This window comes from Sediminibacterium roseum (assembly GCF_009939005.1).
Classification (GTDB): domain Bacteria; phylum Bacteroidota; class Bacteroidia; order Chitinophagales; family Chitinophagaceae; genus Sediminibacterium; species Sediminibacterium roseum.
Genome location: NZ_JAACJS010000006.1, coordinates 59,118 through 72,499, shown reverse-complemented (window position 1 = coordinate 72,499; position 13,382 = coordinate 59,118). Strand labels below are relative to the sequence as shown.

10 protein-coding genes are annotated in these 13,382 nt (G+C 49.1%); 3 read left to right on the top strand and 7 right to left on the bottom strand.

All coding sequences use genetic code 11. The annotated features are described in order from the left end of the window. Positions 1 to 308 precede the first annotated feature (308 nt). The gene (uvrA, locus tag GWC95_RS05125; RefSeq protein WP_161817625.1) at positions 309 to 3,188 is read left to right on the top strand and encodes an excinuclease ABC subunit UvrA; all 2,880 of its coding nucleotides are present in this window, start codon (positions 309 to 311) and stop codon (positions 3,186 to 3,188) included. Positions 3,189 to 3,207: 19 nt separating this feature from the next. Here uvrA and GWC95_RS05120 read toward each other — a convergent pair whose 3' ends face one another. Then, complete coding sequence (locus GWC95_RS05120; protein WP_161817624.1) at positions 3,208 to 3,675, bottom strand: GNAT family N-acetyltransferase; 468 nt, start codon at positions 3,673 to 3,675, stop codon at positions 3,208 to 3,210. 191 nt (positions 3,676 to 3,866) lie between these two features. Here GWC95_RS05120 and GWC95_RS05115 point away from each other — a divergent pair, with 191 nt between their 5' ends. Next, entirely contained in the window at positions 3,867 to 5,327 is a 1,461-nt protein-coding gene (locus GWC95_RS05115) for an NAD(P)/FAD-dependent oxidoreductase (RefSeq protein ID WP_161817623.1), read from the top strand. 138 nt (positions 5,328 to 5,465) lie between these two features. Here GWC95_RS05115 and GWC95_RS05110 read toward each other — a convergent pair whose 3' ends face one another. Continuing rightward, positions 5,466 to 6,815, bottom strand: a complete 1,350-nt coding sequence (locus tag GWC95_RS05110; protein WP_161817622.1) for a M28 family metallopeptidase — start codon at positions 6,813 to 6,815, stop codon at positions 5,466 to 5,468. Positions 6,816 to 6,923: 108 nt separating this feature from the next. Then, positions 6,924 to 7,856: a PLP-dependent cysteine synthase family protein gene (locus GWC95_RS05105; protein ID WP_161817621.1), complete on the bottom strand. Its 933-nt coding sequence runs from the start codon at positions 7,854 to 7,856 to the stop codon at positions 6,924 to 6,926. Positions 7,857 to 8,012: 156 nt separating this feature from the next. Between GWC95_RS05105 and GWC95_RS05100 the strand changes: the two genes are divergently transcribed. Further along, positions 8,013 to 8,975 carry a ligand-gated ion channel gene (locus GWC95_RS05100; RefSeq protein WP_161817620.1) on the top strand — a complete coding sequence of 321 codons (963 nt, stop codon included), beginning with the start codon at positions 8,013 to 8,015 and terminating at the stop codon, positions 8,973 to 8,975. Here the strand turns inward: GWC95_RS05100 and GWC95_RS05095 are convergent. From GWC95_RS05095 to aspS, 4 genes are all read right to left on the bottom strand, one after another. Further along, positions 8,947 to 9,342: a ribosomal maturation YjgA family protein gene (locus GWC95_RS05095; RefSeq protein ID WP_161817619.1), complete on the bottom strand. Its 396-nt coding sequence runs from the start codon at positions 9,340 to 9,342 to the stop codon at positions 8,947 to 8,949. The two genes, GWC95_RS05100 and GWC95_RS05095, sit on opposite strands and share 29 nt — an antisense overlap. 18 nt (positions 9,343 to 9,360) lie before the next feature. Further along, the gene (locus tag GWC95_RS05090; RefSeq protein WP_161817618.1) at positions 9,361 to 10,644 is read right to left on the bottom strand and encodes a replication-associated recombination protein A; all 1,284 of its coding nucleotides are present in this window, start codon (positions 10,642 to 10,644) and stop codon (positions 9,361 to 9,363) included. A 62-nt stretch (positions 10,645 to 10,706) separates the two neighbouring features. Beyond that, positions 10,707 to 11,225 (bottom strand): hypothetical protein, encoded by a 519-nt coding sequence (locus GWC95_RS05085; protein WP_161817617.1) that lies wholly within the window; start codon positions 11,223 to 11,225, stop codon positions 10,707 to 10,709. 182 nt (positions 11,226 to 11,407) lie between these two features. Continuing rightward, positions 11,408 to 13,246, bottom strand: coding sequence for an aspartate--tRNA ligase (aspS, locus tag GWC95_RS05080; protein ID WP_161817616.1), 1,839 nt, complete (start codon positions 13,244 to 13,246; stop codon positions 11,408 to 11,410). Positions 13,247 to 13,382: the final 136 nt, after the last annotated feature.

Sequence of the window (13,382 nt, the reverse complement as noted above, 5' to 3'; positions counted from 1 at the left end):
GGGTTTGGGCCGAAAAAATATTTTCAGAACGACCGCCGGCCGCCAAACCCGGACGCCACAGCATCATCTGCAATCAACCCGCTTTTGCAGATCGCAAGAGCGTGGCATAGAATTATAAGGAGGTATAGTATGTGCCGCCGGCGAATGCCTTTGCAAGTTGAAAGTCGGCCGCAACAGATGCAGACAGTTTTTCAAGCGGTAATATGTAATTTATGGTAATGTGTTTTCAATAAAAAACTAAATTTTTTAGGAAAAAAACCAAAAAAGGTTAGTATTGTTACTAACTTTGGAACTTATCTCCAATCGGCATGGCAAAGCAAGCAAGCAAGAAAAAAGAACCGGCAGAACCCGTAGCGGCGGAAGAATACATCGAGGTGTTTGGCGCGCGTGAGCACAACCTGAAGAACATTGACATCTCTGTTCCCAAGAACAAACTGGTGGTGTTTACGGGTGTGAGCGGCAGCGGAAAATCTTCGCTTGCATTTGATACCATTTACAACGAGGGCCAGCGCCGGTACATGGAAAGCTTCAGCGCCTATGCGCGGCAATTTATGGGCGATATGGAGCGGCCAGATGTTGACAAGATCACCGGTCTCTCCCCGGTTATCTCCATCGAACAGAAAACAACGAATAAAAACCCGCGGTCAACTGTTGGAACAGTTACCGAAGTATATGATTTTCTCCGTTTGCTTTTTGCAAGGATCGGCGAAGCGTACAGCTACAACACCGGCAAAAAAATGGTGAAGTTCAGCGAAGAGGAGATCGTGGAGAACATCTTTGCCAAATTCAGGAACAAAAAGATCACCTTGCTCGCACCCCTGATCCGCGGGCGCAAAGGGCACTACCGCGAGTTGTTTGAGGACATCCGCAAAAAAGGCTTTTTAAAAGTGCGCGTTGACGGTGAGGTGCTCGATCTTACGCCAAAACTCCAGGTTGACCGTTACAAGATCCATGATATTGAAGTGGTAGTGGACCGGTTGCAGGTTACAGATGATATGAGGGTGCGCCTGAGCCAAAGCGTTCAGCAAACATTGAAAATGGGAAAAGAACTCATGTTCCTGCTCATCAATGACCTTAACAAAACGGTCCAGTATTCAAAACAGCTGATGTGCGAGGATACGGGCATCAGTTACGAAGAGCCATCGCCCAATGCATTTTCTTTCAACTCTCCTTATGGTGCGTGCCCAACCTGTAAGGGGCTCGGCAATGTATACAGCATCAGTATGGAAGCCGTGCTGCCCGATAAGAACTTAAGCGTGAAGGAAGGTGGTATCGCACCGCTTGGTGAACAGCGTGATGCATACCTTTTCAGGAACGTAGAAACGATCGCGAAGAAAAACAAGATCAATCTCGATAAACCGATCAAGGATCTTTCGCCTGCGGCGATGAATATTTTACTCTACGGAAACGCGGATGGCGGCGCTTCGCTCGATATTGAGGATGATCCGGATGCTGTGGTTGAGCCTTACGAAGGAGAATTCGAAGGCATCATTCCCATGTTGAAAAGATGGTTCGGCGGAAGCAACAGTACCGATGTGCTGCGCGAGTGGGTGGAAAAATACATGGAACTGAAGGATTGTCCCACCTGCAAAGGCGACCGCCTGAAACTCGAGAGCCTCTGGTTCAAAGTTGATGAAAAGAACATAGCCGAGTTGAGCAACATGAACCTCGATAAGCTGTTCAACTGGTTTGATGGTGTTGAAAAAAAGCTGAGCAACAAACAAAACACCATCGCAAAAGATATTCTCAAAGAGATCCGCGAGCGCGTCGGGTTTTTGCTGGATGTGGGACTGACCTATCTCTCGCTCAACCGTCCCTCGCGAAGCCTCAGTGGCGGCGAGTCGCAACGCATCCGCCTGGCAACGCAGATCGGGTCGCAGCTGCAGGGCATCACTTATATACTCGATGAACCTTCCATTGGCCTGCACCAGCGCGACAACCACCAGTTGATCGTTGCCCTGCAAAACCTGCGCGACATCGGCAACAGTGTGCTGGTGGTTGAACACGATAAGGACATTATGATGGCTGCCGATCACCTGGTAGACATTGGCCCCAAAGCCGGCGTTTACGGTGGAAACATTGTTGCCGCAGGCACGCCGAAGGAGGTTTTGAAAAGCAACTCAGACACTGCGCAGTACCTCAATGGCAAAAAGAGCATCGCGGTTCCTGCAGAGAGAAGGGAAGGCAATGGGAAACAACTGGAGCTGAAAGGCGCGCAGGGCAACAACCTGAAGAATGTTGATGTGAAGTTCCCGTTGGGCAAACTCATCGTGGTGAGTGGTGTGAGCGGAAGCGGAAAATCAACATTGATCAATGAAACATTGTACCCCATCCTTTCCAAACATTGTTACGGTAGCCGTGTTACGCCGATGCCTTTTAAAAGCATCAAGGGATTGGAGAACATAGATAAGGTGATCGAGATCGACCAGTCGCCCATCGGGAGAACACCGCGCAGCAACCCCGCCACTTATTGTGGTTTTTTTACAGAGATCAGAACGCTGTTCGCATCTATTCCCGAGGCTAAGATCCGCGGGTATGCGGCGGGCCGTTTTTCGTTCAATGTAAAAGGCGGGCGTTGCGATGTTTGCGAAGGCGGCGGTATGCGCGTGATCGAAATGAATTTTCTCCCCGATGTGTATGTTCACTGTGAAAAATGCAATGGCAAAAGATACAACCGCGAAACACTGGAGATCCGTTACAAAGGGAAATCGATCAGTGATGTATTAAACATGACCGTTGACGAAGCGTGTGAATTCTTTCAACCGATCAATTACCTCTACCGTAAAATAAAAGTGCTGCAGGATGTGGGCCTTGGCTACATTACACTCGGCCAGTCTGCCGTAACCCTTAGCGGCGGAGAGGCGCAACGGGTGAAGCTCGCAACGGAGCTGAGCAAAAAAGACACCGGCAAAACATTTTATATTCTTGATGAACCAACTACCGGTTTGCATTTCCAGGATATCCAGCACCTGCTCGATGTGTTGAACAAACTTGTGGACCGTGGCAATTCGGTGCTTGTGATCGAGCACAACCTCGATGTGATCAAAGTGGCAGACCACATCATCGATCTCGGCCCCGAGGGGGGCGATGGAGGCGGAACCATTTTATTTGAGGGCGTGCCTGAAAAAATGGTCAATGTAACAAAGAGCCATACGGCGCGGTTTGTGAAGCTGGAGCTTGGGATGTAGGCAGTTACATCAAACGCGATCACACAGAAAACTGCTCCCTGATCATCTCGATATGTGGAATATCATCTTCCAGGTATTCTTCGCTGCTTTGCACGAACCCGAACGATTCATAAAATTTTTTCAGGTACAATTGCGCGCCAATGCGGATGGGGCCATCGCCAAAGAGCTGGTGGCAATAGGTTATGGAAAGACCGATCAAAAGTTTACCCGCGCCGGTGTTGCGGTATGCCGGTGAACTGATCACGCGGCCAATGGACATCTGCTCGTAGGAAAGTCCCTTGGGAAGTAAACGCGAATAAGCCACCAGCGTATCGTTCTCCCATACCGTAAGGTGGTGACAGTGTGGGTCTTTGCCATCGGCATCCTGGTAAACGCATTTCTGTTCAACCACAAAAACTTCATTGCGCATGCGCAGGATGGCGTACAACTCGTATGGGGTAAGGTCGGCAAAGGGCTTACAGTGTATGGTATAAGAGGGCTGCGTCATGATACAAAGTAAGGGGTTTTTGATTTTTTGCCGCGGATCACGCAGATTTTTGCGTGATCACAGTGGGTTGCGGGGCGCAGCAATCTGGTTCCTTTGCAGATCGCTGTAAACTGTGGCAAAACGAAAACCGAAATCCCCAATTACCAATTCCAAAATCCTGAAAAACCATAATTATTCCCCACCTTTGCCCCATGCCAAAGAAAGTAGCCATCATAGGCGCAGGGCCGGCCGGGTTAACGGCGGCTTATTTATTGGGAAAAGGGGGCCAGGAAGTAATGGTTTTTGAAAAAGACCCTGAATACGTAGGCGGGATCTCGCGCACAGAATCATACAAAGGATATCATTTTGATATTGGCGGCCACCGTTTCTTTTCCAAATCGAAGGAAGTGGAAGATTTCTGGACCGAGATCCTCGGCGATGAAATGCTTGAACGCCCGCGCAGCTCGCGTATTTATTACAATGGTAAGTTCTTTTCTTACCCGCTTGCCGCATTCGAAGCCTTGCGTAAACTCGGGATCATCGAAAGCACGCTTTGCGTTTTGAGTTATGCGAAAGCAAAATTATTCCCTGTAAAAAACCCGACCAATTTTGAAGATTGGGTGGTGAACCAGTTTGGAAGAAGACTCTTCAATATTTTTTTCAAGACCTATACCGAAAAAGTATGGGGCATTCCCTGTAAAGAAATTTCTGCAGACTGGGCAGCGCAGCGCATCAAGGGATTATCGCTCAGCAGCGCCATCTGGAACGCCTTGTTCAAACCGAAAGCAAAGAGCAAAGACAAGGTGATCAAAACATTGATCGATTCTTTCCGTTACCCGAAATACGGCCCGGGTATGATGTGGGAAACCTGCGCAGCAAAAAGCAAAGCAATGGGTGTGCGTATAGAAATGAACTGCGGCGTAAAAGACATCACCCTCGAAAACGGCCAATGGAAAGTTGACACTACCTGCGGCAATTTTGAGGGGTTTGATTATGTACTTTCTTCAGCGCCGATGCGCGAGATGATCGCTCACGTGCACCCCAAATTTCCCGAACATGCGTTCACTTCATCGCAACATCTTGGGTACAGGGATTTCTTGACCGTTGTACTGATCTGTAAAGACGAAGATGCCTTTACCGATAACTGGATCTATATCCACGACCCCAGCGTGAAAGTGGGACGCATCCAGAACTTTAAATCGTGGAGCCCTTATATGGTGCCTGATCCGGCAATGGCGTGCTACGGACTGGAATATTTCTGCTTTGAAGGCGATGGTTTGTGGACGAGCTCCAACGAGGAACTGATCGCACTGGCAAAAAAAGAAATTCAAAAGATTGGCCTCACGCAGGAAAGTGCTGTTGTAGACGGGTACGTGGTGCGCCAGCCCAAAGCCTATCCCGTTTACGACCAGGATTACAAAGGCAACGTAGAAGCGGTGCGCGACGCATTGAAAAACTACCCCGGCCTTTACCTCGTTGGCCGCAATGGCATGCACAAATACAACAACCAGGACCACAGCATGATGACCGCCATGCTCGCTGCCAAAAACATCATAGCCGGACAAGAACTGTTTGATCTCTGGGATGTGAACGAAGACGCAGAATACCACGAAGGCGGCGACAGAGGGGAGAGGGTGGTGGGAAGACTAATACCGGAGAAAATTAGGAATTAGTAATTAGGAATTAGGAATTTTGATTGGTTTCTTTCTGTAAGACAAATAATACAAAAGGCAGACTCCTGTGTCTGCCTTTTGTATTATTTGTCGAGGTGCCTTAATTACTAATTACTAATTACTAATTCCTAATTAATATTATCTTCCAATTCCGGGTACAACCGCAATACTCTCATTCCCTGTTTCACTTACCGATTGCACGGCAAAGAAGTAGTTGTCTTTTGAGAAGGGCAAACGGTATTCAAGGTCTGTTGTGAAAAATTTCTTTTGCCAAACGGGGCTGGTTGTTTCGCGCATCATCACATAGTAGCCCTTTACTTTTCCTGATTTTGGGGCCTTCCAGTTGAGGTAGGTGTAATTGGTGAGTCGCCTTACCTCCACTGTTACGTCTTCCGGTTTTGACGGGCCCTTTGCAAGGTTGGCAAGGCTCGCCAGGTTCATGCCGGTGTTTTTGCGGAGGTATTCAAAGTCCATGAACTCTACCAGGTCTCCGTACTGTATGTTGTTCTCAACGCGCACATTCTGGTGCTGGTGGTAGTAATTTTCATTCATTTCGGTGATGCGCACTGCGGCAAATCCATTCTGTACATAGGGCGAATGATCGCCGCCCCGTAAGAAGCGGTCGTTGCGGTAAACCATTACCACTTCCAGGTTCTCTACATAACGCTCGCCGGTTTCTTTTACATAACGGGCCAGCTGCCTTGCGCGGCCATCGTTTTCCAGGCCAAGGTTCCTGATGTTGGTGGCAACGCGGCCCGTATCGAGCACCGACAACCCTTCACTGAAAACACGGATGCGTGTGTTGTCGATGATGTTTGTTTCGCTGCTGTTGTTGCTGCCCATGATGTCGTTGTTGAGCACGCCCTCAATGTGCCAGTTTTCTTTTCTTGCCTTGCCTGCCATATAATTTGCGCCGAGCAATCCCTGCTCCTCACCGCTTACGGTCACGAAAATGATGGTCGCAGGAAAGCTGTGTTTGCTCATGATGCGTGCACATTCGATTACGGCGGCACATCCGCTCGCATCATCATTTGCACCGGGTGCATCGCCCGTGCGGTCCATTACGTTGGTGCGCATGTTGTCAAGATGCCCGCTGATGATGAATACGCGGTTATCGTTCGGATCGGTTCCTTTTAATGTGGCCACCACATTTCCAAGCAGGAGAACCGTATCTACTCTTCTCTTATCCGGTTGAAGCGTGGTGGTATCGATAAAAGCAGTGAGCCTTCCATTCGATTCTTTTGCGAAAGAATTGAATTTGGCCAGTACCCAGTTGCGCGCCGCGCCGATGCCGCGTTTGGGATCAGACTGCGTACTGAGCGAATTGCGGGTGCCCAGTGCAACAAGGCTGGTAATGTACGACTTCAATGAATCGGGTGAAATTTCCTTGACCATCCTGTCGATCTCCGGGTCACGGTTGATGATGGTCTGCGCAAAACCCGCCGTGCAACTCAATGCAAACAAGGCGGAAAGAATCTGTTTTCTCATGGTTATGGTTGAAAACGGAAGTTAAGCAACAAGGGGCAAGTAATCAAGCACGAAAAAAGGCCACGCGAAAGGTTGATGAATGCCACAGGGCGATCGTTCTGCCGTCTGCTATTCGTAGAGGTCGCCCGCGAGGTACTTCATTCCCGAATCCGACGCTACGGTAACAACGGTATGTCCCGGCCCAAGCATTTTGGCTAATTCGATGGCGGCATAAACGTTTAAACCGCTTGAAGTGCCGGCGAAGATGCCTTCTTCTTTGGCCATCCGCCGGGCCATTTCGCGGCCTTTTTCTTCTTCAACGGCGAGGGCCGAATCGAAGCGGTATTTTTTCAAGAGGTCGGGTAAACGACCGGTAGCGGTGCCTTCCACACGGTGACTCCCCTTTTCTCCCTTCGTAAGAAAGGGCGATGAAGCGGGCTCGAGCGCGATCACCTTCGTGTTGGGGCAGGCCGCTTTTATTTCGTTTCCTGTTCCGATCAGCATGCCCGCGGTTCCTACACATCCGCAGAAAACATCGATGGGTTTGTTTACCTGTGCAACGATCTCTCTCCCAAGACGGCCGTAGCCGATCAGGGCGTCTTCGTTGAGAAACTGCTGCGTCCAGTAAGCGCCTTCTTCCTGCAAGGCAAGCACGCGGGCTTCCATCCTCACAAAGAGATCGGGCGTGATCTTTCCGTCGATACAGGGCACGATCTCCAATTCAGCGCCAAACAAACGGATCGTCTGCAGTTTTTCCTTCGCAAATGCATCGGAGGTAATGGCTTTGAACTGATAGCCCTTCACTGCACAAACAAATGCGAGAGAGGTGCCGGTGCTTCCACCGGTGTATTCAACGATCCTGGTGCCGGCCTTGATCTCGCCGCGTTTTTCGGCCTCTTCAACAATGGCCAATGCCATGCGGTCTTTGTAGGAACCGGTAGGATTAAAATATTCCAGTTTCACATAAACATCGGCGCAGCCCGGCGGCACGATCTTGCATAAATGCACCATCGGCGTATTGCCAATGGTTTGCAGGATGTTGGCATTAACGGTTAACGACATAAGGCAAGTTTAAGAAAACAAAGTAAGTGAAAGAAGCAACAGGAAAGCAGGTCCGGGAAAACAAGATCCCGAAAAGGCCTGTGCCTGCAGAACTTGTTCCCTGTTTTCCTGTACCTTGTTCCTTTATTACCGTAATTTACTTTTACAATCCACTTCATGAAACGATCCGCCGTTGTTTTATTTTTTGGGATGATGGCCCTTGTGGGCAAACTCTCTGCGCAAGGTGCTGTGCGTGATACCGTTAAAACCGGGATCTATATCACCAGCATCCACGATATCGATTTCAAACAGAACGAGTATACCGTGAACCTCTGGCTGTGGATGAAATACAAGCGAAAAGAATTTGATTTTGTGCAGAACCTCGAGATACCCCAGGCCAAATCTTTCACCAAACTGTATTCAACCGTTGATACCTCCCATGGCCGTGTTTATCTGCTTATGAAATTGCAATGCGTGATGAAGGATTCGTGGAAGATCAACAATTTTCCTTTCGACAGGCAGCGGCTTCGTCTCAGCCTCGAGAACTCGCAGTACGATTCAAAGTCACTCATTTTTTCACCGGATACCGTGGGCAAACACTTCGACCCCCGTTTCACCCTGCGAGGATGGAACATCGATAGTTTTGATGTGACCGCCGGTATCAAATTATACGAAACGGCTTTCGGTGACGAAAGCCTTGTAAAACCCCATACCGAATACAGCTCTTACAGGGTCAAGATCGGCATCCGGCGGGATGCGCATGAATTGTTCTGGAAAATGTTCCTGGGCATGTATGTGGCGTTCCTTATTTCGTATATCTGTTTTTACATCCATGCAGATAATATTGATTCGCGCTTTGGTTTGAGCGTGGGATCGCTGTTCGCTGCCATAGGTAACAAGTACATCATCGATTCATCACTGCCGGAATCTACCACGTTTACTTTGGTTGACCTGCTGCATGGCATTACGCTGTTCTTTATTTCGGTGATCGTGGCCTCATCGGTTTATTCGCTGCGGCTGGTGAAAAAGAACAAACTGCGCGAGGCAAACCGTTTCGATTTTGTGATGGCGCAGGTACTGCTGGTGTTGTATCTGGGGCTGAATATCTATTTTATCTCAAAGGCGGTTGCTGCAGGGTAGATCCTTTTTTCTGTTCGAGTGCGATCACTGTAACGATGCCGCAGGTGTAGGCGAGCAGGTCCCACAACGAAAACCCCGTGCCGATCACGATCCGTGCGATCTCGATCTTTTCCAGGCCCAGTATTTCCACGATATTGAAATACTGTAAGGTTTCTATCAGAAAAGAAAAAACAAGAACGGCAAGCGCCGTGGGCAATACGGGCATTTTTACAAAGCTGCGGATGAAGCAATAGATCAGGATCACAACAAGGTAATCGCCAACGTAAGGGCGCACAAACCGGTCGTGCACATACAACGCAATGAGCACCTCGGTTATGAACAAGAGAACGGTGCAGAGAAAATATTTTTTATAGAAACCGAGTTGCATCCAGGATTTTTTTGCTGATCAATAACCGTATTTTCCCTTCCATCTTTCCCTCAAAAACTTCCGCAGCTCATTTTCACGTGCGTTGTTTTGCGGATCGTAAAAAGTAGTGCCTGCAATTTTTTCGGGAAGGTATTCCTGGTCCAGAAAATTGCCTTCGCCCTCGTGGGAGTATTTGTAGCCCTTGCCGTAATTCATTTCCTTCATCAGTTTTGTTGGCGCATTCCTGATGTGCAGCGGAACGGGCAGGTCGCCATGTTGCTGCACGGCGGCCCCTGCTGCGCCGATTGCCATATAAGATGCATTGCTTTTGACCGACGATGCGAGATAGGTGGCGCATTGCGATAAAATGATCCTGCTCTCGGGGTAACCGATCTTTGAAACGGCATCGAATGTTGCATTTGCCAACAAGAGTGCATTCGGGTTTGCGTTGCCGATGTCCTCGCTCGCAAAAATGAGCATGCGCCGCGCAATGAACTTTACATCTTCTCCTCCCTCGATCATCCGCGCCAGCCAGTATACGGCGCCATTCGGATCGCTGCCGCGCATGCTTTTGATGAAGGCTGAAATGATATCGTAGTGCTGCTCGCCCTGTTTATCGTACAACGCAATTTTTTTCTGCGCCACCTGCATTACCATCTCATCTGTAATGACAAGGCTTTTACCCGGCTTCGCTTTTTCGAGCAGTTGTGTCTGAACAACGAGCTCGAAAAGATTGAGCAGTTTTCTTCCGTCGCCACCGGAAATTGAAAGCAGCGCCTCGGTCTCTTTCAGTTGGATGTCTTTGCTTTTTAACAGCTCGTCTTTTTCTATGGCCTGCTGCATCAAACGTATGAGATCGTTGTGCTGCAGCGCTTTCAAAACATACACCTGGCAGCGGCTGAGCAGGGCGCTGTTCACTTCGAAGGAAGGGTTTTCGGTTGTGGCGCCGATGAGTGTGATGGTGCCTTTTTCTACCGCACCCAGCAATGCATCCTGCTGCCCCTTGTTGAAACGGTGGATCTCATCGATGAATAAAATGGTATTCGGTTGTTGTTTCGCCTGCTCAATCACTTCGCGAACTTCCTTTACACCACTGCTGATGGCACTCAATTGAAAATAAGGAACCTGCAAGGTGTGCGCGATGATGTTGGCGATGGTTGTTTTGCCCACGCCCGGCGGGCCCCAAAGGATCATCGAAGGCACACGCCCCTGTTCGATGGACCTGCGTAAAATACTTGCTTTGCCGGTAAGGTGTTCCTGCCCCACAAGATCGTCCAGCGTTTCCGGGCGCATCCTTTCTGCCAATGGTATATTGCTGTTCACAACTTAAAATTACTGAACAAGCGGGAGAACCGGGTAAATTTATGGAGTACAATCGCGCAGGTCTATCCCTTGTTCTCTTTGGCAATGCTGAACAGGTAACCGTATTTTTTCAGGATCGGTATAGACATAAGGATGTGTACCAGGAGAAGGATGCCAAACGCGAGCGACAGGTACGCGGCAAACTTCATCACCGAACTGTACAGTTCAAATGTGATGGTGCTGAAAGCAGGTTGCGATTCTTTCATTTCTTCGAAGACCTTCCGGGTGTCTGCGGGGTCCATAGCAATGGCCCGGATAAAACTGTAGATAGAGTTAAGGGCCAGGAACCCAGCCACAAACCCGTTTACCCTGATCCATTCGCGCATCGAAGTTCTTGCTGGGCGCTCGGGATCGATGTGTTTTGAAAGAAAGCGGAGGCTGCTGAAGAGATAGAACACAAATCCCGCAGTGATAAAAACCTGCAGCAACAACTGCGGCCTTGCAAGCGCGGCCAGCAGCATCAGCAGGCCGGCACCGCCCAGCAATACTGCAAAAGGCAATAAAAGGAAGGTGAGAACGCGGAAGATGGTTAATTGCTTCATGGGGCAAAGGTAATGGAAACAGGGAACAAGCAGCATGGGCCGGCCAAGACAACCGGGCTGTGGATATTATACGATAAGTTGGAAATGCATTACTAAATAATGTATATCAACCGCCAATAAAAAAGCGGACCGTAAGATCCGCTTTGATTTATTGGAAAGTATGTTGACCGGAAGTATGTCTTTTATTTCAGGTTCAACTTTATCTGCAGTTCATCAAACTGCTTCTCGTCTATCGTGCTTGGTGCATCGAGCATAACATCTCTTCCCGCGTTGTTTTTAGGGAAGGCGATGAAATCGCGGATGCTTTCGCTGCCGCCGAGGATGGAACACAAGCGGTCGAAACCGAATGCGATACCGCCATGCGGTGGTGCGCCGTATTCGAATGCGCCGAGCAGGAATCCGAATTTGTGCAAGGCCTCTTCTTCAGACATGCCCAGCGCCGCAAACATTTTCTCCTGCAGTTCTCTCTGAAAGATACGGATGGATCCACCACCGATCTCATTTCCATTCAGCACCATGTCATAGGCATTGGCCTTGATGTTGGAGTAAGGGTGCTCCAGGTATTTTTCCGCATTTTCGATCACCGGGTTGTTGTTGATCATGATCGCGATATGATCCGGCTTGGGTGAGGTAAAAGGATGGTGCCGCGCCACCCAGCGGTTGTCTTCTTCCGCGTATTCAAACAACGGGAAATCGAGTACCCATAACAATTTGAACTCATCTTCCTTCCGCAGCCCGAGCCGTTTGCCCATTTCGAGGCGAAGCTCGCTGGTTGCCTTACGCGTTCTTTCTTCGCGGCCGGCGAGCACCAGCACCAGGTCGCCCGCTTCTGCATCGGCTGCATCAGCGATGGCTTTCAGTTTGTCTTCGCTGAAGAACTTGTCTACGCTGCTTTTATAAGTGCCGTCTGCATTGCATTTGATGTATATCAGTCCCTGCATGCCTATCTGCGGGCGTTTCACCCATTCCGTCAATTCATCCAGTTGCTTTCTCGTGTATTCGCTGCAACCCTTTGCTGCAATGGCAAGAACGGTTTCGGCATTATCGAAAACCGGGAAGCCTGAGCTGCCTACGCCGATCAGGCTGTTTTGCAGGTGTGCGATCCTTGAAGGGAAAGTATGTGCAGGAAATTTAAGGTTACCGATCTTCATGCCGAAACGGATATCGGGCTTGTCGTTACCGTAGGTCCACATTGCGTCTTCCCATGTCATCCGCTCTACCGCTTCCGTATAATCAATGTTCTTTACATCCTTGAAGATCCGTTTGATCAGGCTCTCAAACATGTTCAGGATATCTTCCTGTTCCACAAACGCCATTTCGCAATCGATCTGGGTAAACTCCGGTTGCCTGTCGGCGCGCAGGTCCTCATCCCTGAAACATTTTACGATCTGGTAGTAGCGGTCGTAGCCGCTCACCATCAGCAATTGCTTGAAGGTTTGTGGCGATTGCGGCAGTGCATAGAACTGGCCGGGATTCATTCTTGATGGAACCACAAAATCCCTCGCACCTTCGGGTGTTGATTTGATGAGGAACGGTGTTTCTATGTCCATGAAGTTGTTTTCATGCAGGTAATTTCTCGCCGAGCGGTTAACTGCATAGCGCAATTCGAGATTTCTTTTTACAGCATTTCTGCGCAGGTCAAGAAAACGGTATTTCATGCGGAGGTCATCGCCGCCATCGGTATCGTCCTGTATCGTAAAAGGAGGCACCGCGGACCTGTTCAGTATTTTAAAAGAAGAAACGGCCAGTTCTATATCGCCCGTAGGGATGTTCGGGTTTTTGTTGCTGCGTTCAGAAACGATGCCGCTTGCCTGTAACACAAATTCGCGGCCCAAGGGCTGAGCATCGAGTTGGGTATTCAGCTCTTCGCCAAATAACAATTGGGTGATGCCATACCGGTCGCGCAGATCCACGAATGTGATCGCGCCAAATTTGCGAACGGTCTGAACCCATCCGGCCAGGGTCACTTCCTGTTTTACTTCATTGATGGTTAATTCACCACATGTGTGAGAACGGTACATAATTTATTTTTTTCGATTGCTTGTTTGGACAAAATGATGGATCGCCGATGATCTTATGATAATTTCCTCGTTCCTCATTAATCATTTCTCCGGACGGCAAATATAGCCTCAAAATCTTCCCCGATTGTGATTTTGA